Genomic DNA, 23,575 nt, shown 5'->3' with positions numbered 1-23,575 from the left:
GGGAGTCACGCCGAGGAGAGTCAATCACGATGGCCCAGCGAGCAACCCAGAAGCCCGCATGTCCCATGGCACGCGGGCCGTGCCTGCTGCCGTGGACCACCTCCGACGGGCGCCCCTGCTACCTGAGCACCGACGGCCAGGGCTACCTCACCGGCCTCGCCGACAGCATCGAATCCGTACAACTGAGCATGGGCGACGACCTGTTGACCTACGCCCGCGACACCATCGCCCCGGACGCGAAGAACCTGTCGGCGACCGAATACCGCTGGCTGGCCCGCCGATTGACCGAAGCCCTCTCCGATGCGCTCAGGATCGCCGACTCTCGCGGGCCACGCCTCCCCGAGCCCGAAGAGGTGGCCGAGGATGCCTGACTCCGCGAAGGCAGACGTGCCATCCCGCAAGGCCGCCCGAGGGCGCTACCGGTTCCGCGAGTACCACGTCACCACCGCCCCCGACCCGCTGGCTCTGCCGGCCTTCGCGGCGATGTGTGTCACCGGCGAGGAACACAACTGCGGTGCCACATCCGGCACCGTGCACACCCCGGACGAGCTGACCCACTGGATCGCCGGACACTGCGCCACCACCAGCCACGAGCTGTACGAGCAGACCACCCGCACCTTTCTCCGCGCTGAACCCGGCGCATGGCAGTACGGTCCTCGTGCGTCGCAGCCGCGCCAGCAACAGCACGACGTAACTCCGGTGCCCCTGACGGCAGTAGCGACGGCAACACCCACGGATTCCCCCGCACAACCACGGACACCAGCGGAACCCGAAACCGCCGCTGATCTGCGAATACGCAGATAGAGAGGGGTCGCGTAGCACACGTACTATGTGCTGGCGGGACAGATCCCGGTACTCGTCCACAACACCGGCTGCCTTCTGCACACGGTGGGTGGGCCGAGGGTTCGACCGGGGAAAGATATCGACGTGAATGCAGACAACGGTCCTACTGCTGAGCAACTGAAATCTCTGGATGTGCAGGGGCTCTCGACGTTTGATTCGGTGGAGAACGCCAGCCGTATCGGCCTGAAGGGGCAGGTTCGTACCCCTACAGGTCCACTTCCTGACGGGTTGGGTGTTATCGCCGACGGCAGAGGAGCCGGAGGTCCACGCGCACTTGGTCACCACACCGTCTACCCGACGCGTCGCATGCCGTTCGATGAGTATGTAGCGCTCATTCAAGGGATGGACTGGCAGAATATGGGAAAGAAGCTGTGAGTTCTGTAAGAGAGGCCATGGAGATGGAGGAATGGCGTGTCTTGGTGACGGCTGAGCAAGAGGTCGCTCGACGTCGCGCCGGGGTGAACCAATTGCCCTCACGTGTGGACTTGCTGTCGAAGGCACTTTCGAGCAGTTCGGCGTGGGACCGGTCTGTCGCTCTGGATTTCCTTCGCCTCTTCCCCGAAGACGTTCCGAAGCTGCTTGATCTGCTAGTTGACCTTTCCCTGTCGACCGGGTGGACGCGGTCCGCCCTTGAGGCGATTATGGCAGCTCGGAAAGAAGTAGAGCCATCGCAATTTGCCCGGGTGGCGCTGGAGCGCCTATCTGATGGTGAAGTCGAAGACTATCTCAGGTTGGCTGACGTGCTTGTCGAGATTGAAGCGTGGGAGGCTCTGAGTGCCGTGATCGACAAAGCTGCCGAAAGCGACAACTATGAAATCCGGGAATTTTCTCGCAGTTTCACTGAAAGCCACGGAGATATGTTGCCTTGATTGGTGCACAGCCTTCGTTGGAAAATGAGCCGAGCCTTGCGCTTTCTGACTTTCCACGGGTGTAAGGCTGAAAACTCGAATTCCCGTCAGGCGCGTTCCGACGGGGATTCGACATGGAGTGACTGCGGTAGTTGACGGCAGCGTCAGTGGACGAGGGAAGCGCAGAGTGGCGGTTCGCCCTCGTCCTTGGCCTTCGCCGCACCGTTGAGCGCGGTGCTGAGGGTGTCGATGGCCTCGCGCTGGACGCGGAGCGGGACGTGGGCGGGGCCGTCGATATGGGCGGGGGCGAGGAGTTCCTTGATGACGACGGAGTCGACGCCCGCCCTGTTCCAGGAGGCCGGGTTGGCCTTGGGCGCGGTTGATGGCGCCGAGGGCTGCGGGGGTGGGGGCGGTGTCGGCGAAGGTGGTGGAGCTGGTGTAAGTGGCGGCCTGGGCGACGACCTCGGCGACGTACCACTGGGCGTGGTTGTAGGCGTAGAGGGCGGCGTCGAGGTCGTGGTTGTCGTGGGCGCCGTCGGTGCAGAGGGAGGGGGCGGCGGCGTAGATCGCGTCGCGGGGGTCGTAGGGCGAGGGCGATGCTGTTGTGGCCCGGGCGGGGAGTTGGTGCGCGACGGCGGTGAAGGTGGCGGGCTCGAACTGCATCGGGCCCTCTGCGCCAGCTGAGTTCGTGCCGGTGTGGACGCCGGGCGGGTCGCTGAACGGGGCGAGCAAGGACTGGGTGGCTGCTGCGGCGAGTGCGATGAGCAAGGTGAGGGCGGCCAATGCAGCCGTGGCGGTCTTCCCCGTGGCGCTCACCTTCGGGGCCAGGGAGCCGCTCGGCGCGATGGGCGCCCGGCGCCGCCTCGCCGGGCGCATCACGTGCGCGTTCGGCCTGGTCAAAGCGCTCGCGTCCGCATCAGTGGTCGGGGTCGAGCCGGGGATCGAGGTCGAGGCGGTCAGCGGCAGCGCCCATCCCGGGCACCCCCCATTCCGGCGCCCCCACTCCGGCAGCGCCCATCCCGGCAGCGCCCATACCGGCGCCTCCCACACCGGCGCCCTCCGCACCGGCACCGCCGACACCCGCATCATCGGACCCGACCCGCGCGGGCTCCTCGTCGAACCGGGCGGGAAGGTGGGGGCTGTCCGCGGGTGCCGTCCTCGTCCGCGCCCGCTGGGTCGCCGCCACGCAGACCAGCACCGCCACCGCCGTCGGCAGGGTCGCGGCCCCCAGGTGCTCGCCGAGCAGCAGCGCCGACCAGACGAGGGTCAACACGGGCTGCGCGAGCTGGAGTTGGCTGGCCCGGGCCACCCCGATCGCAGCCAGCCCCCGGTACCAGACCAGCAGACCGAGAAACTGCGCCACCACCGCGAGCCACACCAGCCCGCCCACCGACTCGCCGGTCAGCCGCACCGGTTCACAGGCAAGAGCGACCACCGCGCCCGGAACCGTCAGGGGCAGTACGCCGACCAGCGACCAGCCGGCCACCTGCCAGCCGGGCATCACCGCGGCCAGCCGACCGCCCTCCACGTAGCCCGCCGCGCACACCAGCAGCGCGGCGAAGAGGTAGCCGTCCCCCGCGGTGAGCGCCCCGCCGCCCGTCCCCAGGGCGAAGCCCACCACGACGGCTCCGCCGGCGACGGCCGCGACCCAGAACGTGAGGGACGGCCGTACGCCGGTGCGCAGGGCGCCGATGACCGCGGTGCACAGCGGGAGCGCGCCCACCACGACGGCCGCGTGCGAGGTGTCGGTGGTGCCGAGGGCGAGCGTGGTCAGCAACGGGTAGCCGAGGACCACCCCGAGGGCGACCACGGCCAGTCCCGGCCAGTGCTCCCGGTCCGGCAGCGGGACACGGCCCAGGAAGAGGAACGCTCCGGCCACCGCGGCCGCCAGCACCGCACGCAGGCTCACCGTGCTCCAGGGCCCGAGGCCGCTCAACGCCCAGTGCGTGGCGGGAAAGGTGAGCGAGAAGACGGCGACCCCGAGGCAGGCGAGCAGGGTGCCGCGCGGGGTCGAATCGCCTGGCACGGCACCGGCAACCGGTACCGCGGCCGCTATGGTAGCGCTATTGTCATCTCTCATGAACGACGATAGCAGTGCGACCGCCGTCGCCGAATCACTTCGGGCGGAGCTGAACCGCTTCTCCCCGGGCGAGAAACTGCCGTCGAGCCGGACACTGGTGCAGCGGTTCCGGGTCAGCCCGGTCACCGTCTCCCGCGCGCTGTCGACCCTCGCGGCCGAGGGCCTGGTCATCCTCCGCCCCGGCGCCGGTACCTACCGCGCGCCGAACCACGCGGCGCGCATCGACAGCATCGACACATCCTGGCAGCAGGTGGCGTTGACCACGCAGGACCCGGACGGCCCGCCGCGCGTGGTCGACGCCTCCGGGGTGCTGGCCAACTTCGCCACGCACGCACAGGACGTGATCCCCTTCAACGAGGGCTACCTGCACCCGACTCTCGCGCCCGAGCGGGAGCTCGGCACCGCGTTGGCCAGGGCCGCCCGCCGGGCCGGCGCCTGGGAACGGCCGCCCGTGGACGGGCTGACCGCGCTGCGCACCTGGTTCGGCCGAGGCGCCGGCGTCGGACCCGCCCAGGTGCTGGTCACCGCGGGCGGGCAGGCGGCCCTCACCGCCTCGCTGCGAGCCCTGGCACCCCCGGGAGCACCGGTCCTCGTCGAATCGCCCACCTACCCGGGGGTGCTGGCCGTCGCCCGCGCCGCCGGCCTGCGGCTCGTACCGGTACCGATCGACGCGGACGGGGTACGCCCCGACCTGCTCGCCGACGCCTTCTCCGCCAGCGGCGCACGGGTGTTCCTGTGCCAGCCGCTCTTCCAGAACCCGACCGGCGCCGTCCTCGCCGACGCGCGCCGCCGCGTGGTCCTCGACATCGCGCACGCCGCGGGCGCGTTCGTCATCGAGGACGACTTCGCCCGCCACCTCGGGCACGGCGACCCGCTGCCACCCCCGCTGATCTCCGAGGACCGGCACGGCACCGTCGTGCACATCACGTCCCTCACCAAGCCGACATCGCCCAACCTGCGGGTCGGAGCCATGATCGCCCGCGGCCCCGCGCTGGAGCGGCTGCGCGCCGTCCACTTCGTCGACAACTTCTTCGTGCCGCGCCCCCTCCAGGAGGCCGCTCTCGAACTCGTCGGCGCCCCGGCCTGGCCGCGCCATCTGCGCGCGGTCGCCTCCGGTCTGCGCGAGCGGCGCGTCGCCATGGTCGCCGCCCTGGAGCGCGAACTCCCCGGCCTGGTCCCGAAACCCGTACCCTTCGGCGGCTACCACCTGTGGCTGCGGCTGCCCGACGGCACCGACGAGACCGCGCTGACGCACGCCGCCCTCCGCGCGGGCGTGGCCATTTCCCCCGGCCGCCCCTACTTCCCGGCGGAGGCCCCGGCGCCCCACCTGCGGATCGCCTTCGCGGCCACCGCGGGCCCCGAGGAGATCGTGGAAGGAGTCGAGCGGCTGTCCCGCGCGCTCGCCGAGACGGCTCCGGGACTGTGAAGGCGGGCTGCCGCCCGAGGGACCCGGGGCGAGCGGCTGCCGTGTCGGCTCTTCCCGGGTAACGTCGTTATGCCGCACGGCCGTTGGACGAGTGGGGCGAGTGGGGCGAGGGGGACGAGGGGATGGTCGGGATGGGCCCGGAGATCGCGCGCAGGGGGCCGCGGTGCGCGTGACCGGTACCGGCGACGCACACGCCGAGGACGGCGGGAACGCGGTGAGCGGCTACCGCGGCCCCGCCCCCGGCAGTTCCTCCGGTACGGCGCCGGCCTCCCCGGTGCAGGAGGTATCCGGTACCGGGGACGCGACCGCGACCGGTCCCGGCGCGACCGCGATCAGCGGGAACATGACCGTGGTCCACCAGCACCGCGGCCCGCGGGAACCGGCTCCCTGGCCGCATCAGATCGGCACGATCCCGCCCAGGGCGCGGCCCTTCCAGCGCCGCACCGAAGCGGACCTGCTGCGGATGACGGCCGGCGGCGGCGCCACGGCTGTGCCCGGCCAGGTCCTGACCGGCATGGGCGGGGTGGGCAAGACCCAGATCGCCGCCGACCACGCCCGCCGCGCCTGGCAGGACGGCAGCGTGGACGTCCTGGTCTGGGTCACCGCGAGCGACCGCTCCCCGGTGGTGAGCAGCTATGCGCAGGCCGGCGTCGAACTGTGCCGAGCCGACCCCGAGGCCCCCGACGAGGCAGCGGCGGCCTTCCTGGCCTGGCTGACGCCCAAGGCCGCGGCCAGGCCGTGCCGGTGGCTGGTCGTCCTGGACGATGTCGCCGATCCCGACGACCTGCGCGGGCTGTGGCCGCCCGACAGCCCGTACGGCCACACCCTGGTCACCACCCGCCGCCGCGACGCCGCCCTGACCGGAGCGGGCCGACACCTGGTGCCGGTCGGCCTGTTCACCCCGGACGAGGCCGTCACCTACCTCGCCGCGTCCCTCCACGCCCACCACCGCACCGAGGCCGCGGACCGCCTCGCCGCCCTGGCCCGCGATCTCGGGCACCTGCCCCTGGCCCTGTCCCAGGCAGCCGCCTACCTCGTCGACTCCGGAGACGATGTCGCCGCCTACCGCGAGCAGTTGGCCGATCGCGCCACCACACTCGCGGACGCCGCCCCTGATCGGCTCCCCGACGACCAGCCGGTGGCCCTGGCCGCCGCCTGGTCCCTGTCCGTCGATCGCGCGGACACCCTCCGCCCGGTCGGCCTGGCCCGCCCCATGCTCCGACTCACCGCCCTGCTCGATCCCAACGGCATCCCCGAAACCGTCCTGACCAGCGACCCCGCGCGCACCCACCTCGCCGCGCACCGCACTCCCACCGGGCAGGACCCAGCCGGGGAACCGGACCCGGTGACACCGAGGGAGGCGACGCTCGCGCTCCGCGCCCTGCATCGCCTCAGCCTCATCGACCACACCCCCGGCACCCCCCACCAGGCCGTCCGCGTGCACCAGCTCGTCCAGCGCGCCGTCCGCGACACGCTCACCCTCGGCCAGCACGACCACCTCGCCCGTGCCGCCGCCGACGCCCTCCTCGCCGCCTGGCCGGACAACGAGTACGGCACCGCCTTGGCCCAGGCGCTCCGCGCCAACACCGCCGTCCTCGCCGGACACTCGGAGCAGGCCCTGTACCAGCCGGAAGCGCACAAGGTGCTGTACGAGGCCGGTGGCAGCCTCGGCGGGGTCGGTCAGGCGACAGCCGCCAGGGACTACTTCGGCCGGCTGGCGCAGACCGTCGCCCGCTACCTGGGGCCCGACAGCTACTTCACCCTCGGCGCCCGGAACAACTCCGCCGAGTGGCAGGGCTGGGCGGGGGACGTGGAGGGTGCTGCCGCGGCCTTCGCCGAGCTGCTGGACGACATGGTGCGGATACTGGGCCACGACCACCCGGACACCCTCATCGTCCGGAGCAACCTCGCCCACTTCCGCGGGGAGGCGGGGGACGTGGAGGGCGCCGCGGCCGCATTCGCCGAGCTGCTGGACGATTCGCTGCGGGTGCTGGGCCCCGACCACCCGAGCACCCTCATCTTTCGGCACAATCTCGCCTCGCGTCGAAAAGAGGCGGGGGACGTGGAGGGCGCCACCGCCGCCTTCGCCGAGCTGCTGGACGACATGGTGCGGGTACTGGGCCACGACCACCACGCCGACACCCTCGCCGTTCGGCACAATCTCGCCTACTTGCAACTGGAGGCGGGGGACATGGCGGCCGCTGCGGCCGCTTTCGCCGAGCTGCTGGACGATTCGCTGCGGGTGCTGGGCCCGGACCACCCCAACACCCTCACGATCCGGCACAATCTCGCCAAGTCGCGGGGGGAGGCGGGGGACACGGAGGGCGCCGTGGCTGCTTTCGCCGAGCTGCTGGAGGATTCGGTGCGCGTGCTGGGCCCCGACCACCCGGACACCTTCATCGCGCGGAACGACCTCGCCTACTTCCGGGGGGAGGCGGGGGATGCGGAGGGTGCCGCGGCTGCTTTCGCCGAGCTGCTGGACGACATAGTGCGGGTGCTCGGCCCCGACCACCCCAGCACCCGTACGGCCCAGAACAACCTCGCCAGATGGCAGGGCATGCTCCGGACAGACGAGGACACTCCCGATGCCGGGTGACGAGCGTCCGGCGACGCGCAGGGGGCGCGTCCGGGGAAGCCGGGAACAGCGGGCCGGCCGTCACGCCCGGCCGGGGCCCTCCGCCCGGTGCCCCCGGGATGTCGGGCGCGGGGCGGTGTCCGGCGGGGGGCCGGGCGGTGCGGCGGTGGCGTGGTCGGGGTGGGCGGAGGTCTCGGGGTGGGCGGTGTCCGGGTGCGCGGTGGTCTCGGGGTGCGCGGTGTCCGGGTGCGCGGTGGTGTCGGGGTGGGCGAGGGCGGCCAGGAGGCGGAGCTTCTCGTCGCTGTCGCTGTCCTTGTCGGGGTAGTAGACGACGAGGATGACGTCCTCGATGGGGAGCTTGTCGCGGTGGAGCCGTAGTTCACCGACGACGGGGTGGTGGACGGTGGCGGTGCCGCCGTCGAGGTTGCGGACGTCGTGCCGGGCCCACAGGGTGCGGAACCGCTGGCTGGCCAGGGCGAGTTCGCCGACGATCTCGACGAACCGGGGGTTGTCGGTGTCGTCCCCGATGGTGGTGCGCAGGGCGGCGATGAAACCGGCGGCGGCCTTCGTCCAGTCCTGCTGGAAGGCCTGCTCCTCGGGGTCGAGGAAGAGGGAGCGCAGCCGGTTGTGGCCCGGCCGCAGCCGCGGGGAGAACGCGACGGCCATCGGGTTGGAGGCCAGCACGTCGAAGGCGCGACCTTCGACGAACGCGGGAAACGGCAACTGCGCGAGGAGCTGGTGCACCCGTGCCGGCACCTGCTCGGGCCGCTTGCGGCGCGGCGCCCTGGGCCGGGCCGCCGCGAGACCGAGCAGATAGGTCCGCTCGACGTCGTCGAGGCCCAGCACGCGGGCGAGCGATTCGAGCACCTGGACGGACGGGTTCTTGTCGCGGCCCCGCTCCAGGCGCAGGTAGTAGTCGGCGCTGATCCCGGCGAGCAGGGCGACCTCCTCGCGGCGCAGGCCGGGCACGCGGCGGTTGCCGCCGGGCGGGAGCCCCGCCTGCGCGGGGGAGACCAGCTCGCGCCGGGCGCGCAGGTAGCCGCCGAGCCGGTTGCCGGATTCCTCGTCGTTCATACCGACCACCGTAATGCGGTCCGCGCGTCTCAGCGGGGGCCCTGTCAGGACCCTGGAAGATCGGGGCTCTGCCACGCCCGGCGGATGCCGTCAAGACTTGCGGCATCGCTGTTCGAGAGGGACAGGGACCATCGCAGAACAGGCGCCGCGGGTCCGACCGCCGGCGGCGCTCCGAACCGAAGGAAGCACCTCATGGATCTGTCCGACCGCACCGTCCTCATCGTCGGCGGAACGTCCGGCATCGGCCGGGAGCTGGCCCGGCGGTTCGCCGCGGCAGGCAGCACCGTGGCCGTCGGCGGCCGCAGCGAGCAGGCGCTCGCCGAACTGTCCGCCGAAGGCTTCGGCACCTTCGCCGTCGATGTCACCGACGGCGCCTCCGTCGCACGGGCCCGCGACGCGGTGCTCGCGAAGTACCCCGACCTCGACACCGTGGTGACGATGTCGGGCGTCATGCTCCTGGAGGACCTGCGCGACCCCGCCCACTTCGAGGCGGCGCTGACCACCATCGACACCAACCTGGTCGGCACCATCCGGGTCATCGACGCCTTCACCCCGCACCTGATCCGGCGCGGCGCCGGCACCTTCGTCACCGTCACCTCGGGCATCGCCTTCCTGCCGTTCCCGCCCATGCCCACCTACGCCGCCTCGAAGGCCGCGGTGCACGCCTACTCCGAGGCGCTGCGCGCCCAGCTCGACGGCACCGGCGTCGGCGTCGTGGAGCTGGTCCCCCCGGCCGTCGCCACGGCCGGACAGGAGCAGGTCAACCCGAGCGCGCTGCCGCTCGACGCCTTCGCCACCGAGGTCATGCGGCTGCTCGCGCAGGACCCCACCCCGGACGAGGTCCTCGTCGAGCGGGTCCTCATGCACCGCTGGGCCGAGCGCGAGGGCACCTACGACGACCTCGTCGCGCAGCGCTCCCAGGCGCTGGCCATGCTTCCCGGCCGCAAGAGCTGACACTCCCCGGTACGAGCTGACACCCCCACAGCCCGGGGACCGTACGTACGGACGGCCGGGTCGCGCCAGGACAGCGCGACCCGGCCGCCCCCGTTTCCGCAGGCGGTACGGCGCTGCGGCCCGGCCGGGAGCAGGCGGACGATTCTGCGGGTTCCACGCGGGCGACGAGACGCGCTTCGGCACGGACACGGTCCGCCGGCCCCCGGCGGTTCGCCCCTGTTGCCGCGTGCCGGGGCCGATGGGGCGAACCCGGCGGGGGCCGGTGCGCTGCGGTCAGGCGGTGGGGGGTGCGAACTGGTCGGCGACGCTGCGCGGTTCACGGCCGAGGAGTTCGGCGGGCAGCGGGTCGGTGCCGGCGAAGCGGCCTTCGGGGGCGGCCTGGAAGGTGGTGAGCGTCATCCGGGCCATCGCCTCCGGCGCGCCGGCCGCGACTTTGGCCGCGACCCACTGCTCGTCGTCGAGCACGACGCGCCTGACCTCGCGGCCGGCCGGCCTTCGAAGCCAGGGCGCCGACGGCGTCGAACGTCACGGCCCGGCGGGCGGTGAGGGTGACCGGCTCCTCGAACGTCCGCTCCCCGCTGAGTAGGGCCGCGGCCCCCTCGGCTGCGTCGGCGCGGTCGGTCCAGGGGGCCGGCCCCTCGGCCGGGGCGGTGATGGTGCCGCTCTGCTGCCAGCGGCCGAGCAGCCAGGCGAGGCCGCGGGCGTGGAGCCGTTGCGGAGCGAGGTCCAGGCGATGCCGGAGCCGTCGAGGAGTTGGCGGGCCTCCCGGCGGGGACCAGTGCCCGCCGGGGAGCCGGTTGAGGTTGCCCTCGGTGCGAGGAGCACGGGGTGGACGCGTGGAGCGGTGGCTGGTGCCATGACCGGAAGGGTTCACCGGTTCGCGGCGCCCGGCACGGCACCTCGCCGCGCTGTCGGAGTCGTCCGAGTACGCCCGGTACGAGGACGATCCTCCGCCGTGCGACGCACCGCACCGGACACCGCGAACCAGGCAACCCTCTCCGGCCACGGCACTAGACTCGTCTGACGACGTGTCACGGATGCGTGGCGCGGGCGCGGATGGTTCGCGCGGGGGTGGCTGCGTGTCCAGGGGGGAACATGGTCAGCGTCGACGGAAGAGTGACCGCACTGCCGGGGCGGGGGGACGAGCGCGTCGGGGTGCTCCTCGACGGTTTCCGGGTCCATGTAGGCGGTCGAGCCGTTGATCGGTGAACCGGAGGTCGAGGGCGACGGGGGAGACCCGGAGGGCGCGTGGACGGAAGGCGCGTCCGCGGACGTGGTGCGCGGCGGAGTCCGGGGTGCTCGAACGCGGCCGTGGCCGTGGGTGCTGGGGGCGGTCGTCGCGACCTCGGCCGTATGGGCGCTGGTGCTGCAACTGTCCGGGTACGGGAAGGAATCCGTCCCCGACCTCCACCACTACCGGATCTCCGGGAGCCCTTGCGGCGGCTCAAGCCTCAAGCCGCTGACCGACGCGCTAGGCGCGGGCCACGTCGAGGTGTTCCCGGCCGATACGCAGACCGGTCCGGCGCTCGACCAGGCCGAGTGCACGCTCACCGCGCAGCGTTCCGTCGGGACCCACTGGCAGGCTTCGTACAGCACCGTCGTCACGGTGCAACTGCACAAGAAGACCGACCCCGCTGCCGAGTTCGACGATGTCGGCAGCGGCCGGCACACCCTGGAGCCGGTCGCGCCCTCGGACGACGGCTCGGGTACGACCACGGCGATCCTGGCAACCGGTGGGTCGACGCACGTCGTTCGGGTGCCCGATCTCGGGGACCGGGCCTACCTGCTGACCAGCGGCCGTGACGAGACCCTGACCGTCCTGCACGGCGGCGCGGTGCTCACGGTCGCCGTCGACGTCCAGGAGAAGTGGACCGGCCCGGGCGCGGTACCGCCCCCGGACGCCGACGGAATCCCGCAGCGGCCACCCCGCCAGGCCGGCTACCGGTCGGCCCTCGTCGCGACGATGCGCGGTCTGATGTCCGCGCTGTCCGGGCCCGCCAGCCAGGCCAGGAATGAGACTCCCTAGGTCAGGAACGAAGCGGACGTGGACTCCTTGACCTGCTGGACCCGGCGCTGGAAGGCGTGCAGGACCTCCTTCTCGTGGAGCCAGGCGGCGTGGCGGCGGTGGTGGGTGGGGGAGGCCGGGTCGGTGGTCGCGTCGGGGGTGGCGCGCAGGGCGCGGATCGCCTGCCCGATCTTCTGTATCGCGTCGCACCATTGACGGGCCGGCTCCTCCAACTCGGCGCTGCACCAGCGGACTTCGTGGGTGGCCATGAGGGCCGCGCTGATGGAGACGCTGAACTCCCGCTCCTGGCTGGTGCCGTCGTGACCGCCGATGACGGCCGCCTCGAACTCCACGACGGCCTGTATCGCGACGTACCCCTTTTGATGGAAGGCGTTGCATGCCGTGTCGATCGCCTCGATGGCGGCGCTGCGCGCGCGTAACGCCTGTTCGTGGGCGGCCTGTCCGCGCGCGGCCCGGCCCGCCGCCCGTGCCCCCGCGACCGCCCCCAGCGCGCCCGCCGCGCCCGCCATGCCGGCCGCGAGGATCGCGGCCACCCCCTGATCCATGCCGAGCATCCTGCCGTCCCCGGCAGGTGGACGCCAGAGGGGCCTGGCCCGCTGCCCGTTCGGAGGGTTTCACCGGTGCCCGCCTCCACCGAATGGGGCGTGTGGGCCGGTGCGGCGGGCGCGTCCGAGGCGTCGGGCGGCGCGGGCGGCGGAGGATGTGCCGGGCCCGGTCGTGCTGGTGCGGTCGGGCGTGCCGCTGGAGGGAGAACGCTGTTGCCGGGCGAAGGAGATCGGGCAGGACAGGACGAGGTGGGCGCGCGCGGCGCGGTGGCGGAGGTGCGGGACGCGATCACCCTCCGGGCCGCACTGATCATGCTGGGCGTCCTGCTCCTGCAGTTGGGGTTCGCGCTGTCGTACATGGGGGCCTTCCACGCGCCCAAGGCACACCGCGTGCCGGTGGCGGTGGTGGCGCCGGCGGCGCTCGAAGGCAGCACGGTCACGCGGCTCAACGCGCTTCCGGGTACGCCGCTGGCCGCTACCGCCGTCGCCGACCGGGCACAGGGCCGGAAGCGGTTGCTGGACCGGCGTGCCGACGCGGTGTTCCTCGTCGACGCGACCGGCCGTACGGACACCGTCCTGGTCGCCTCGGCGGGCGGCCCGTCGGCGTCCGACGCCGCCACCAAGGTCGTGCGGGTCGTCGACGGCAAGCAGGGCCGCCGGATCACCGTGCGGGACATCCGCCCGCCGGCGTCGGGCGACTCGCGCGGCCTGTCGTCGTTCTACCTGGTGCTGAGCTGGACGATCGGCGGATACCTCGCCTCGTCGGCGCTGAGCATGGCGACCGGCTCGGCCCGTCCGACGCTCCGCCGCATCCTGGTGCGGCTCGCGGCGATGGTGCCCTACGCGTTCATCTCCGGCATCGGAGGCGCGGTCATCGTCGGCCCGGTGTTGGACTGCCTGCCCGGCGCGTTCTGGGAACTGGTCGGTATCGGCACCCTGGTGGTCTTCGCCTCCGGCGCCGTGGGCGTCGCGCTCCAGTCGCTGCTCGGCACGATCGGGCTCGGTGTCACCATCCTCATCTTCACCGTCCTGGGCAACCCCAGTTCGGGCGGCGTCTACCCGGCCGCCCTGCTGCCGCCGTTCTGGCGCGCGATCGGCCAGGCGCTGCCCCCGGGCGCGGGCGCCACCGTCGTACGCAACACCGTCTACTTCGACGGCCACGCCACCACCGGTTCCCTGTGGGTGCTGGGCGCGTGGGCGTTCGGCGGCCTGGTCGTCGCGATCGGCTCCGCGGCGGTCCGCCACCGGCGCACCCGACGCACGTCCGTCGCACCGGCGACCTGACGCCGGCGGAAAACCAGGGAGCGTCGGGCGAGCCGGGCGGCATACGCTCGCGCCATGACGATCACGTACACGTGGCGGGACGACTTCGACAACGCGGCTGTCGACGCGCTGCATGCGGCGGGCTTCGGCCACCCGGCCGCGGGCGCTTCGGGCCCCTCGGGCACCGACTGGCAGGCGCAGCTACGGCGCCACAGCCTGGGCTGGGTCTGCGCCCGCGACGACGGTGACCTCGTCGGGTTCGTGAACGTGGCGTGGGACGGCGGTGTCCACGCGTTCATCCTGGACACCGTGGTCGCGGGCAGCCACCGCCGTACGGGAATCGGCGCCGGGCTCGTGGCCGAGGCCGCCCGCCAGGCGCGTGCCGCCCAATGCGCTTGGCTGCACGTCGACTTCGAGGAGGACCTGCGGGCGTTCTACCTCGACGCCTGCGGGTTCAGGCCGACGGCCGCGGGGCTCATCGCGCTCTGAGCCCGCACCGCGGCGGCCGGCTCGTACCTCAACTCCGCTCGCCCGCACGGGGATGCGCGCCGTCCGGCTCGACGGTCCTGGCGACGTCGCGGCGCACCTCGTCGCTTCGGCTCGTCACGATCGCGCGGCGGTGGGGGAGCGCGACCAGCAGGGCCGGCAGGACGAGCAGCCCGCTCGCCCACAGCGGCCCGAGGTCCCCGGCCGGGGTGGTGAGGGCGGCCGCTGCGACCAGCGGCCCGAGCGCGGCGCCGACGTTCAGCGCCGCGGTCGCGTACGCACCGGCCATGGTGGGCGCGGACGCGGCCGCGTAGAGGACCCGCGTGATCAGGGTGCTGCCCAGCGCGAAGGACAGCGCGCCCTGGACGCACACGAGGGTGCACAGGGCGACGGGGGAACCGGCGAGCAGTGCCAGGGCGGGCCAGCCGATGAGCAGCATCGGCCCGCCGACCGCCACGACCAGCCCGGGCCGCCGGTCGGCCAGGCGCCCGGCGACGGTGACCCCGGCGAAGGAGCCCGCGCCGAAGAGCATCAGGACGACCGGGACCCACAGCCGGCCCAGGCCGGCGGTGCCGGTCGTGACGGGGGCGAGAAAGGTGAAGCTCGCGAAGGTCGCCGCGTTCACCAGCGCGCCGAGCAGCATCGCCAGGATCAGCTGACGGCTCTTCAGTTGGGCCAGCTCCGACCGCAGCGGCGGCGTACCCGGCGTACCCGGCGTACCCGGCCCGGCGCGCCCCGCTGCTCGCTCCGGGACCGCCTTGAGGATGCCGAGCGCCGCGGGCAGGCAGAGCGCGGCGACGGACCAGAACGTCGCCCGCCAGTCCAGCAGCGTGCCCAGCACCGCGCCCGCGGGGACGCCGGCGACGGTCGCCAGCGTCGTGCCCGACAGGAGCACGCCGAGGGCGCGGCCCTTGCGGTCCGGCGGGACCAGGGCGGTGGCCGCCGTCAGGGCCACCGCGAGGAACCCGGCGTTCGCGAGCGCGGCGATGACCCGGGTGGCGAACAGGACCGGGAAACTCGTGGTGGTGGCGGCCGCGGCGTGGGCCGCCGCGAACACCAGGAGGAACCCGAGCAGGCTCGTTCGGCTCGGCAGGTTGCGGGCGAGCGCGGCCGTCAGCGGGGCGCCGACGGTCATGCCGACCGCGAACGCCGAGGTGAGCGCGCCCGCCGTGGCCACGGTCACGCCGAGGTCGGCGGCGAGGTCCGGCAGCAGGCCGGCGAGCATGAACTCGGACGTGCCCATGGCGAAGACGGCCAGGGCGAGCAGATACAGCGCGAGGGGCATGGAGTGGCTCCGAGGTGAGGCGAAACGTGAACAGGACGTCTCGTCACCGCGGTCAGCCCACGGGCAGGCACTTCGTCCGGCCGCGCGACGCGGCGGGACGATCAGGGCTGCGAACTCAGCGGTTCAGGGGGCTGACGGCGTGACCGAAAGCCCCCACCGGGTCCGACTCGGGGCTCACCATGCCCCGCACGCTACCGGACCGAACCGCCCGCTCGCACCGTTGGACTATCCGGCCACCAACTCCCTTGGCACGAAGCCCTCGTCGGCCAGGCGCCGCCACAGCTCGTCCGGCACGGGCGTCCGCGCCGCCTCGGCGTTCGCCGCCACCTCGGCGGCCGAACGGCAGCCGACGACGACGGAGGTGACCGCCGGATGCAGGTACGGGAACTGGACGGCCGCAGCCGGCAGCGGCACCCCGAACTCGTCGCACAGGGCCTGGCAGCGCCGGGCCCGGGCGAGCGCCTCCGCGGGCACCGGACGGTAGTTGAACATGGCGTCGTCCGAAGGGTCCGCCAGCAGACCGGTGTTGAAGACCCCGCCCACCACCACCGCGGTGCCGGTCTTCGCGCACAGCGGCAGCAGCGTGTCCCTCGCGTCGTGGTCGAGCAGGGAGAACCGGCCCGCGATCAGGACGACGTCCACCTCGTAGCCGGCCACGTACGCGGCGAGCGGCGCGCTGTGGTTCATGCCGAACCCGATCGCCTTGACCAGGCCCTCGTCCCGCAGCCGCCGCACGGCCGCGTACGCGGTGTCACGGACCTCGTCGGCGTAGTCGTCCGCGTCGTGCAGGTAGAGGATGTCCACCGCGTCCCGCCCGAGGCGTTCCAGGCTGGACTCCAGGGACTCGCGGATGCCCCGCAAGGTCCAGTCGGTGACCACGTCGGTGCCGGAGCCGTCGGCCCGCGGCCGCAGCAGCCAGCCGGTCTTGGTCGAGATCACCGGCCCGGTCACCCCGGCCGGCTCCAGCAGCCGGCCCAGCCGCTCCTCCGCCTGGCCGTGGCCGTAGCGCGGCGCGGTGTCGAAGTAGCGGATGCCGGCCTCGGCCGCGGCCCGCAGCGTCGCCGCCGCGTCCTGCTCGGTCACCTCCTCGAACAGCCCGCCCAGCGGGGCGGTGCCGATCCCCAGCGGGGGCAGGTCGAACGGCAGCCGGGACGGGGTCCTTCGGGCCAGGGGCGCGGTCATCGGGCCACCTCCCAGGGGGAGTTGCGGGCGGGATCGGCGCCGCGCAGGGTCATCGTCAAGGTCAGCCGCACCCGGGTGCCGCCGGGCAGCGCCACCTTGCAGTAGCGGCCCTCGACCGGGAGAGCGGCGCCGTCGTCGGCGCGGACGGTGTGCAGCACGTGCTCGGCGAACGAGCCCGCCTGCAGCAGGACCGTGCGTGCGGCGGCGCCGAGGTTGACCAGTTCCACCACGGTGTGCTCGGGCCGGATGTCGGACACCAGCGCGGCGACGTCCGCGGGCAGCCCGGGGCGCCGCTCGACGGGGTCGTGGTAGCGCACGTGCAACTGGGCCAGGCCGCCGTTGTAGAGCACCTGCGGTGCGCCGGTGGTCAGTTGGAGCAGCGCCTCGGTGACCACCGGGTTGAGGTTCTGCCAGTGGTGGATGCCCAGGGCGTCGGGGCCGACGGCCGGGTCCACGTCGTCGCGCTCGATCGCCTCCACCCGCTGGGCGCAGACCGCGAGGGCACTGGCCAGCATCCGCTCGGGGAAGTCGGCGTTGCGTCCGTTCAGGAACTCGTGCCAGGGCTCCTCGTGGCCGCACTCGTCCTTGGTGCGCTGGGTGTGCACCGCCGCCCAGTCCCAGCGGGACCCCTCGCGCAGCCGCTCGACCCGTTCCGCGTCGCCGGCGTCGCGGCTGAAATGCCACAGAGACAGGGGGAGTTGGGTCGGCATGACGGTGAAGTCGAACCAGCCGGAGTCGTTGTGGCGCTGCGGCACCATCAAGGTGCGCTCACCCGGGATCGTGCCCAGGTGCGGACGCCAGCGGCTGCCGAGGGTGCCCATCTCGCCGGCGGTGCGCTGCTCGGCGTGGCGCAGCACCGCGTCCAGCGGGTTGCGGGCCAGCTCCAGGAAGCCGTCGTCGCCGGTCACCAGGCTCGCGTTGACCGAGCCGACGATCGCGGCCGACGCGACCGACGACAGCCCGTGCGGCCACGACCAGCCGTAGTGCCCGCCGTACCAGCGGCCCTCCAGGTACTCGCCGACCTCGCCGCCGAGCCCGGCGTTGTCGGGCACGACCTCGCGGCCGGCCAGCCGCTCCCGCCAGGCGCCGACGTACTCGGCCACCCAGTCCGCGTAGCGCCGGTCGCCGCCGAGCAGCCAGGCGTTGGTGGCGAGCGTGGTGGAGGCCACGTTGACGAGCGTGTCGCCGCGCCCCATCCGGTCCCACATCACGCGTCCGTAGGCCCGGGCCTTCTCCGGCGAGTCGGCCAGCTCGTCGAAGGAGGCGACCCCGGTGCCCCAGTCCAGCGGCAGGCCGTAGGGCCGCAGCGCCAGGCTCCAGGGGAAGTAGACGTCGTGGTCGCTGAATCCGGGGCGCGGGCCGCCGGTGCCGGTGTGCGGCGCCCGGACGACCCGGTGCTCGGGGTCGTAGTTGGGGCCGCCGGGCAGGTAGACGTCGGCGAACCGGCAGGCCAGCTCCCGCAGTTCGGCGTCGCCCGGGTCGGCGAGGCACAGGCCGTAGAAGAGCAGCATGCCCTCGCCCTGGTGGAACCAGTCGTAGCCCCGCTCCAGGCCGTCCACGACCAGGCCCATCTCGGTGAGCTGCCGCGTCACCCCGCGCCAGTGCCGGCGCGCGGCGGGCAGCAGGTCCGCGCTGCCGCCGAGCAGGTACAGCGTCGGCCAGTTGAAGAACGGCTCGTAGAAGTCGTCCACCCCGTCGCGGTCGTCCAGGCCCTGGCCCAGCGAGTCGCGGAAGACGAGGCGGCCGTCGCCCTCGGTGTAGCGCTCGGCGAACACCCGCCACGCCTTGTCCTGGACGGCGAACAACTCCCGCTCCAGCGCGGCCCACCGAGGTACGGCGGTGACCTGGCGGGTGGCGGTCAGCTCCGGTACGCGCGCGGCTTCGGGGGCGGTCATCGGCCCGCCGTCCCGCGGTCCGTGCCGTCGATCCGTTCAACCCCGAGTATCGGGTACACCCGGCCTCCCATAATCGCCCATCGATAGCCGATTACTAGACTTCAGTGCGGGGACGGCTGTGTCAAGAGCCGTCGACGACCCTGGAGAAGGAGCCGACCATGATCGACTGCCATGCCCATCTGTGGGACCCGCGCCGGGGTTTCCCCTGGATACGGCCGGGTTCCGCGCACTACCGGCCCTTCACGGCGGACGACCTGGCGGACGCGGACGCGGGCGCGGGCAAGGGCGCGGGCCTGAGCGGGACCGTGCTCGTCGAAGCCTCCCGCGGCGACGCGGCCGAGACCCTGGACCTGCGCGAACTGCGGCTGCGCCGGCCGGATCTGGTCGCCGGATACGTCGGCAACCTCCATGTGCACGGCGACGCCGGGCCGCACCGCTTCGGCACCCTGCTCGACGCGTGGGGCGACACCCGGCCGAACGGCATGCGGATCGGCGGGCCGGCCTGGAAGGACACCCCGGAACCGGCCCGGCGGCTGGTCCCCGTGCTGGCCGAGGCCGGCGTGGCACTCGAACTCAACCTGGGCGAAGGGGCCTTGCGGACCGCGGCCGAGGTGGCCGCCGCGCACCCCGCGCTCGCCGTGGTCGTCGACCACCTCGGCAACCCGCCCAACCTCCTCAAGGAGCCAGGGAGTTGGTACCAGGACCTGGAACTGGCCGCCGCGGTGCCGAACGTGCACGTGAAGATCTCCGGCCTGCTCACCCAGCAGCACGGCGTGCCGGCCGACCGGACGACGCGCCTGGTCCGGCAGGTGGTGGACGCCTTCGGCCCCGACCGCTGCCTGGTCGGCTCGGACTGGCCGATCTGCCTGCCGCGCGGCTCCCGGGCGCAGTCGCTGGACGCGGCCCGGGCCGGCCTGGCCCATCTGCCCGCCGCGCGGCAGCAGGACGTCCTGCACGCGACGGCCGTCCGCGTCTACGGGTTGCGCGGTTGACAGTGCTCGGGCCATCCTGCTTCGATTCAGTCGATCGATAGGCGATAGGTGAGGACACCTGTCCGCCCGGGCCGGTGCACGCCGCCGCCCCGCTCGCCGCGTCCGCGCGGCCCGGGCGGGCCGGCGGGCCGACCGGAATCCGATCGACATCCGATCGGACGGCCCGGGCGAGGCCGCCGTACGCGGGGTTGCCACCCGGGTCGGACCCGAGCCGGGCGCCGCGCGGTGCGCGAGCCCGGCGGCAGGTGTGCGAGCTTGGGCGGTTATCCATCGATAGACGATAAAAGTGCGTACCATGGAAGACTCGCCCTCAGAGCGCAGGATTGGGAATCATGGCATCGAACCCGTCGGCTGACTTCGTCTCCACGCTGGCCACCAACAAGGACCGGTTCAGAAAGACCCTGATCTCGGACCAGGTATACGGGCTCCTTCGCCAGTCCATCGTCGACGGCGAACTCGGCCCCAACGACCGGGTGGTCGAATCGGAGATCGCACGGCGGCTGGGGGTCAGCCAGGCACCGGTGCGCGAAGCGGTCAAGCAACTGGCCCGCGAGGGCCTGCTGATGCACGTCCCGCGCCGCGGCCACTTCGTCGTGGAGATCTCCTCCCAGGACGCCGAGTACGCCCGCCAGGTGCGCGAACCGCTGGAACGCCTGGCCGCGCAGCTCGCCACCGAGCACATCACCGAGGAGCAACTGCACGCGCTCGACGAGCTGGTCGAGCAGATGCACGGCGCCGTCAAGACCAACGACGTCGGCCGGTTCCGCGACGCCGACATCGAGTTCCACACCCTGATCAGCCAGAGCGCCGGCAACCCGTTCCTGGCCCGGATGTGGGAGGTCATCGAGCCCAGCCTGCGGACGCTGCGGGCCATCGCCGACCCGCTGTTCGAAGGCGACTGGCACGCCATGGCCGACGAGCACGGCCGCCTGGTGGGCCTGCTGCGCGCCGGTGACGGCGAGCAGGCGGCCGACGCGTTCGCCGACCACGCCGCGGGCCGCGGCCCGGTCCCCGACGCGCGGCCGAAGCAGGCCCGCAAGAAGACCGCTGCGGCCAAGCGCCGCGGCTGAACCGGACGCCCAGGTGCCCGGGCCGGCGAACTCCGCCGGCCCGGGCACACCTGTCTCCAGCCGTCAACGGCGGGCGCCCGCCGTCCACTTCGGCGCACCGTACTGGTAGGCGCCGAGGCTCGGAACCGCGTCCGTCGAGCCGTCGTTGATCCCCGCCAGCGGGATCGCCTGGTTGCGGGCCGGCGACGCGGCGGTCAACTCGTAGTCGTGACCGGGCGCGTCCACGAAGAGCGGATCGACCGTGGGATCGAGGTTGTTGGACATCAGCAGCCCACCGTCGGTGGCACCGTCCGAGCCCGTGATCGTCCCGATGTTGTTGTAGATCTTGGTCCCGGTCGACTGGTTCGTGCCCTTGACGTACATCATCGTCATGCCGCCGGTGTTGTTGTACACGCCGTTGTTGTACGACCCGGAGCCCAGGCCGTTCAGCATCACCGTGCCCTGGAGGTTGTTCCAGCCGACGTTGTTCGCGATCACCAGGTCGCTCTGCCCGTTGTCCGCGTAGACACCGGCGACCGCGAACGGCGTCACCCCCGGGGTCGGCGTGCCGTCGTGCAGCAGGTTGTGGTCGACGGAGGTGCCCATCATGTCGGCGCCGCAGCAGGTGTAGATGCCGGCGGTGTCCAGGCTGAGCCGGGCGTACTGCGAGATGTCGTTGTACGCGATCCGGTCCTTGTCGGCGGTGAGCCCCGCGTTCGTCCCCCACTGCAGGTTGATGCCGCTGCGGCCGACCCGGTAGATCGTGTTGTTCATGACCGTCTGGGAGTTGCCCATCACGGCGATGCCGGCCGCGTAGGTGCCCATGTAGTCCACGTCGTGGATGATGTTGTCGGTGGCGGTGTTGTTCTGCCCGCCCAGCGCGATGCCGTTGCCGGCGCTCAGCGACAGGTCGCTGTTCACGATCGTGTTGTTCGTGCCGTTCAGCACGATGCCGGTGTCACCGATCCCGCGGTCCACGCTGGAACCGCAGTCCGTGGTGCCCTGCGTGATGTCGGTGTAGTGCGACAGGTAGCTGCCGGTGATCGTGTCCAGCGTGTCGTGGCTGGTCGTCGAGCCGGTCCTGATCGTCGAGGCGAACAGGTCGACCCCGACGACCGAGGTGTACGACGCGTTCGTCAGGTCGAAGGCGAGCTGCCGCGCCTTCGCCTCGACGGTGTGCTGCGCCGGGCTGTCCGTGCTGTAGAGGTACAGGCGGTGCGCGGTCGGGTCGTAGAACCACTCACCGGGGTTCGCCAGCTCGCCGATCTTGCCGGACAGCGAGTAGCGGGTGTCGGTCGGCACCACCTTGTGGACGCACGGCGGCGCGGCGGCCAGCGTCACCGAGCCGGCGTCGGAAGCGGCCACGGTGGTGGTGGCCGACACGTACCAGTAGCCGGTCAGCGCCCGCGCGCCGTTCCAGTACCCCGCGGGGCGGGTCAGCGAGGCGTCGTCGATGGTGGCGTCCGCGCTGCCGGCACCGGCGTGCTCGATGGTCGGGTTGAGCAGGTCGAGGCCCGGGTAGGGCCACTGGGCCTCGATGTCCATCTGCTTGTCGGTGAAGACCTGCACCGTGGACGGGTCGCTGCCGAGGTCGACGCCGGTGCTCCAGACATGGCCGGCGGCCACCGCGTCGCTGAACGCCGAGTTCAGCGCGTAGGGGTCGCTCTGGCCGATGGTGGTGACGTCGGCGCCGGTCACCTGCGTCCAGCCGGCGACGCTGGAGGCGCCGCTGATCGTCACCTTGGCGCCCGCGGCCGCGCGGTAGGTGATGGGCAGGCCCGAGCTGCCCGAGTGCGCGGGCACGACCGTCTCCTGGTAGGTGCCCGACTCGATCATGCAGGTGTCGCCGGCGACCATGACGTCGGCACACTTCTGGATGTGCTGGAACGGCGTGCCGGAGCTGAGGCCGCCCGAGGTGTCGCTGCCCGACGGCGAGACGTAGTACGTCTGGCCCGTCTCGGCGGCGTGCCGGTGGGCACCGCGGGCGTCGGCCGGGGCGGCCGCCACCATCGACAGGACGGCCGCCGCGGCGGTCACCGCGGTGAGCAGGCCCCGGCGGGTGCGGGTGTGCGATCTGTTGAGCACTCCACTGTCCTTTCTCCTGACTGGACTGATGGGAACCGGCCGGGCGGTGTCATCCCTTGACCGCGCCGACCGTGAGACCGCTGATGATGTGGCGCTGCATGTAGATGAAGAAGATGACCACGGGGGCCACCGCGAGCAGCAGGTTGGGGAAGACCTTCGTCAGGTCGGTCGAGTACTGGCTGATCCCGGCGTAGATCGCCGTCGTCACCGTGTAGTGCCCGGACGACGGGCTCAGCAGGATCTGCGGACTGATGAAGTCGTTCCAGATACCGATGGAGTTGAGGATCAGCACGGTCACGACCGCGGGACGCATCAGCGGGAAGATGATGGTCCAGAAGGTCCGGTACCGGCCCGCGCCGTCGATGGTCGCCGCGTGGTCGATGTCCACCGGGATGGTGCGGATGAAGCCGACGAACAGGAAGATGCTCACCGGCAGCGTGGACGCCACGTCGTGGGCGACCAGCCCGGTGACGGTGTTGGCGAGCCCGAGGTCCCGCAGCACGTAGATCACCGGGATGATCACCGCCGCGCCCGGGATGAAGGTCCCGGCGAGGAAGTACAGCATCACCACCTGCGTGCGCCGCTTCATGCTCCGGGCGATCGCGTACGCGGCCGGACCGGCGAACACGATGCACAGCACGTCCACGGCCACGACCAGGAACAGGGTGAACCCGTAGCCGCCGATGACGTTGTACTGCGGGCTGTGGATCGCCGCCGACAGGTGCGCGAACGTCAGACGGCTCGGCACCAGCGAGAAGGGGTTGTTGAGAATGTCGGTCTGGGACTTGAAACTGTTGACCACCAGCAGGTACACCGGCACGACCATGACCAGGAACAACAAGGTCAGCAGCAGCCAGCGCAGCGGGGAGCGCGCCTCCCGCCGCTCCTCGCGCGTGGGACCGTCACCTCCGGCGACCGATGTCGTCCTGCTCTTGTCCCGGGGCTCCGCCTCCAGCACGGCCATCAC

20 protein-coding genes and 1 pseudogene are annotated in these 23,575 nt (G+C 72.4%); 12 read left to right on the top strand and 9 right to left on the bottom strand.

Annotated elements, in window-relative coordinates; translation table 11 throughout:
- Positions 1 to 29 precede the first annotated feature (29 nt).
- From ACIPAE_RS07285 to ACIPAE_RS07270, 4 genes are all read left to right on the top strand, one after another.
- Positions 30 to 371, top strand: coding sequence for a hypothetical protein (locus ACIPAE_RS07285; protein WP_402443485.1), 342 nt, complete (start codon positions 30 to 32; stop codon positions 369 to 371).
- A complete protein-coding gene (locus ACIPAE_RS07280; RefSeq protein ID WP_402443483.1) occupies positions 364 to 804 on the top strand; it encodes a hypothetical protein in 441 nt (146 codons plus the stop codon). The genes ACIPAE_RS07285 and ACIPAE_RS07280 overlap by 8 nt, the downstream gene beginning before the upstream one ends.
- A 123-nt stretch (positions 805 to 927) precedes the next feature.
- On the top strand, positions 928 to 1,218 hold the full coding sequence (locus ACIPAE_RS07275; RefSeq protein WP_402443481.1) for a hypothetical protein: 291 nt from the start codon (positions 928 to 930) through the stop codon (positions 1,216 to 1,218).
- A gap of 17 nt (positions 1,219 to 1,235) precedes the next feature.
- A complete protein-coding gene (locus ACIPAE_RS07270; RefSeq protein WP_402443479.1) occupies positions 1,236 to 1,712 on the top strand; it encodes a hypothetical protein in 477 nt (158 codons plus the stop codon).
- Positions 1,713 to 2,853: 1,141 nt separating this feature from the next.
- On the opposite strand, the pseudogene ACIPAE_RS07265 reads toward ACIPAE_RS07270, so the two are convergent.
- A pseudogene (locus ACIPAE_RS07265) lies at positions 2,854 to 3,771 on the bottom strand (DMT family transporter); the annotation flags it as partial.
- Here ACIPAE_RS07265 and ACIPAE_RS07260 point away from each other — a divergent pair.
- A complete protein-coding gene (locus tag ACIPAE_RS07260; RefSeq protein ID WP_366411612.1) occupies positions 3,770 to 5,197 on the top strand; it encodes a PLP-dependent aminotransferase family protein in 1,428 nt (475 codons plus the stop codon). The pseudogene ACIPAE_RS07265 and the gene ACIPAE_RS07260 overlap by 2 nt on opposite strands.
- 163 nt (positions 5,198 to 5,360) lie before the next feature.
- Complete coding sequence (gene fxsT, locus ACIPAE_RS07255; RefSeq protein WP_402443476.1) at positions 5,361 to 7,793, top strand: FxSxx-COOH system tetratricopeptide repeat protein; 2,433 nt, start codon at positions 5,361 to 5,363, stop codon at positions 7,791 to 7,793.
- A gap of 60 nt (positions 7,794 to 7,853) precedes the next feature.
- Here fxsT and ACIPAE_RS07250 read toward each other — a convergent pair whose 3' ends face one another.
- Positions 7,854 to 8,846 carry a helix-turn-helix transcriptional regulator gene (locus ACIPAE_RS07250; protein WP_402443475.1) on the bottom strand — a complete coding sequence of 331 codons (993 nt, stop codon included), beginning with the start codon at positions 8,844 to 8,846 and terminating at the stop codon, positions 7,854 to 7,856.
- 192 nt (positions 8,847 to 9,038) lie between these two features.
- On the opposite strand from ACIPAE_RS07250, the gene ACIPAE_RS07245 reads away from it, so the two are divergent.
- Positions 9,039 to 9,800: an SDR family NAD(P)-dependent oxidoreductase gene (locus ACIPAE_RS07245; RefSeq protein WP_366411615.1), complete on the top strand. Its 762-nt coding sequence runs from the start codon at positions 9,039 to 9,041 to the stop codon at positions 9,798 to 9,800.
- Between the two features lie 273 nt (positions 9,801 to 10,073).
- Here ACIPAE_RS07245 and ACIPAE_RS07240 read toward each other — a convergent pair whose 3' ends face one another.
- Positions 10,074 to 10,265 carry a hypothetical protein gene (locus ACIPAE_RS07240; RefSeq protein ID WP_402443473.1) on the bottom strand — a complete coding sequence of 64 codons (192 nt, stop codon included), beginning with the start codon at positions 10,263 to 10,265 and terminating at the stop codon, positions 10,074 to 10,076.
- 733 nt (positions 10,266 to 10,998) lie between these two features.
- Here ACIPAE_RS07240 and ACIPAE_RS07235 point away from each other — a divergent pair.
- The gene (locus ACIPAE_RS07235; protein ID WP_402443472.1) at positions 10,999 to 11,826 is read left to right on the top strand and encodes a hypothetical protein; all 828 of its coding nucleotides are present in this window, start codon (positions 10,999 to 11,001) and stop codon (positions 11,824 to 11,826) included.
- Here ACIPAE_RS07235 and ACIPAE_RS07230 read toward each other — a convergent pair.
- Entirely contained in the window at positions 11,823 to 12,371 is a 549-nt protein-coding gene (locus tag ACIPAE_RS07230; RefSeq protein WP_402443470.1) for a hypothetical protein, read from the bottom strand. The two genes, ACIPAE_RS07235 and ACIPAE_RS07230, sit on opposite strands and share 4 nt — an antisense overlap.
- Before the next feature lie 312 nt (positions 12,372 to 12,683).
- Here ACIPAE_RS07230 and ACIPAE_RS07225 point away from each other — a divergent pair, with 312 nt between their 5' ends.
- Positions 12,684 to 13,655, top strand: coding sequence for a DUF3533 domain-containing protein (locus tag ACIPAE_RS07225; RefSeq protein WP_402443942.1), 972 nt, complete (start codon positions 12,684 to 12,686; stop codon positions 13,653 to 13,655).
- A gap of 54 nt (positions 13,656 to 13,709) precedes the next feature.
- Entirely contained in the window at positions 13,710 to 14,123 is a 414-nt protein-coding gene (locus tag ACIPAE_RS07220) for a GNAT family N-acetyltransferase (RefSeq protein WP_402443468.1), read from the top strand.
- 28 nt (positions 14,124 to 14,151) lie between these two features.
- Here the strand turns inward: ACIPAE_RS07220 and ACIPAE_RS07215 are convergent, their stop codons facing one another.
- The 3 genes from ACIPAE_RS07215 to ACIPAE_RS07205 all read right to left on the bottom strand — a co-directional run bounded on the left by ACIPAE_RS07215 (position 14,152) and on the right by ACIPAE_RS07205 (position 18,482).
- Positions 14,152 to 15,405: a Cmx/CmrA family chloramphenicol efflux MFS transporter gene (locus ACIPAE_RS07215; RefSeq protein WP_402443466.1), complete on the bottom strand. Its 1,254-nt coding sequence runs from the start codon at positions 15,403 to 15,405 to the stop codon at positions 14,152 to 14,154.
- Positions 15,406 to 15,630: 225 nt separating this feature from the next.
- The gene (locus ACIPAE_RS07210; RefSeq protein ID WP_402443464.1) at positions 15,631 to 16,587 is read right to left on the bottom strand and encodes an aldo/keto reductase; all 957 of its coding nucleotides are present in this window, start codon (positions 16,585 to 16,587) and stop codon (positions 15,631 to 15,633) included.
- The gene (locus ACIPAE_RS07205; protein ID WP_402443462.1) at positions 16,584 to 18,482 is read right to left on the bottom strand and encodes a hypothetical protein; all 1,899 of its coding nucleotides are present in this window, start codon (positions 18,480 to 18,482) and stop codon (positions 16,584 to 16,586) included. The genes ACIPAE_RS07210 and ACIPAE_RS07205 overlap by 4 nt, the downstream gene beginning before the upstream one ends.
- A gap of 158 nt (positions 18,483 to 18,640) precedes the next feature.
- On the opposite strand from ACIPAE_RS07205, the gene ACIPAE_RS07200 reads away from it, so the two are divergent.
- Entirely contained in the window at positions 18,641 to 19,474 is an 834-nt protein-coding gene (locus tag ACIPAE_RS07200) for an amidohydrolase family protein (protein ID WP_402443460.1), read from the top strand.
- 332 nt (positions 19,475 to 19,806) lie between these two features.
- Positions 19,807 to 20,544 (top strand): GntR family transcriptional regulator, encoded by a 738-nt coding sequence (locus tag ACIPAE_RS07195; protein ID WP_329373408.1) that lies wholly within the window; start codon positions 19,807 to 19,809, stop codon positions 20,542 to 20,544.
- Positions 20,545 to 20,607: 63 nt separating this feature from the next.
- On the opposite strand, the gene ACIPAE_RS07190 is transcribed toward ACIPAE_RS07195, so the two are convergent.
- Both ACIPAE_RS07190 and ACIPAE_RS07185 read right to left on the bottom strand, forming a co-directional pair.
- Positions 20,608 to 22,608, bottom strand: coding sequence for a right-handed parallel beta-helix repeat-containing protein (locus tag ACIPAE_RS07190; protein WP_402443458.1), 2,001 nt, complete (start codon positions 22,606 to 22,608; stop codon positions 20,608 to 20,610).
- A 49-nt stretch (positions 22,609 to 22,657) separates the two neighbouring features.
- Positions 22,658 to 23,572 carry a carbohydrate ABC transporter permease gene (locus ACIPAE_RS07185; protein WP_329373410.1) on the bottom strand — a complete coding sequence of 305 codons (915 nt, stop codon included), beginning with the start codon at positions 23,570 to 23,572 and terminating at the stop codon, positions 22,658 to 22,660.
- Positions 23,573 to 23,575: the final 3 nt, after the last annotated feature.

This window comes from Streptomyces sp. NPDC087270, assembly GCF_044744625.1.
Lineage (GTDB): Bacteria > Actinomycetota > Actinomycetes > Streptomycetales > Streptomycetaceae > Actinacidiphila.
Note: the sequence above shows the minus strand (reverse complement) of the source record. Positions and strands in the feature narration are given on the sequence as shown.

Coding starts and splice junctions, on each gene's coding strand:
- ACIPAE_RS07245 (WP_366411615.1), top strand. CDS start 9,039: ATGGATCTGTCCGACCGCACCGTCCTCATCGTCGGCGGAACGTCCGGC.
- ACIPAE_RS07280 (WP_402443483.1), top strand. CDS start 364: ATGCCTGACTCCGCGAAGGCAGACGTGCCATCCCGCAAGGCCGCCCGA.
- ACIPAE_RS07215 (WP_402443466.1), bottom strand. CDS start 15,405: ATGCCCCTCGCGCTGTATCTGCTCGCCCTGGCCGTCTTCGCCATGGGC.
- ACIPAE_RS07230 (WP_402443470.1), bottom strand. CDS start 12,371: ATGGATCAGGGGGTGGCCGCGATCCTCGCGGCCGGCATGGCGGGCGCG.
- ACIPAE_RS07260 (WP_366411612.1), top strand. CDS start 3,770: ATGAACGACGATAGCAGTGCGACCGCCGTCGCCGAATCACTTCGGGCG.
- ACIPAE_RS07285 (WP_402443485.1), top strand. CDS start 30: ATGGCCCAGCGAGCAACCCAGAAGCCCGCATGTCCCATGGCACGCGGG.
- ACIPAE_RS07250 (WP_402443475.1), bottom strand. CDS start 8,846: ATGAACGACGAGGAATCCGGCAACCGGCTCGGCGGCTACCTGCGCGCC.
- ACIPAE_RS07270 (WP_402443479.1), top strand. CDS start 1,236: ATGGAGATGGAGGAATGGCGTGTCTTGGTGACGGCTGAGCAAGAGGTC.
- ACIPAE_RS07225 (WP_402443942.1), top strand. CDS start 12,684: ATGCTGGGCGTCCTGCTCCTGCAGTTGGGGTTCGCGCTGTCGTACATG.
- ACIPAE_RS07205 (WP_402443462.1), bottom strand. CDS start 18,482: ATGACCGCCCCCGAAGCCGCGCGCGTACCGGAGCTGACCGCCACCCGC.
- ACIPAE_RS07185 (WP_329373410.1), bottom strand. CDS start 23,572: ATGGCCGTGCTGGAGGCGGAGCCCCGGGACAAGAGCAGGACGACATCG.
- ACIPAE_RS07220 (WP_402443468.1), top strand. CDS start 13,710: ATGACGATCACGTACACGTGGCGGGACGACTTCGACAACGCGGCTGTC.
- ACIPAE_RS07210 (WP_402443464.1), bottom strand. CDS start 16,587: ATGACCGCGCCCCTGGCCCGAAGGACCCCGTCCCGGCTGCCGTTCGAC.
- ACIPAE_RS07195 (WP_329373408.1), top strand. CDS start 19,807: ATGGCATCGAACCCGTCGGCTGACTTCGTCTCCACGCTGGCCACCAAC.
- ACIPAE_RS07200 (WP_402443460.1), top strand. CDS start 18,641: ATGATCGACTGCCATGCCCATCTGTGGGACCCGCGCCGGGGTTTCCCC.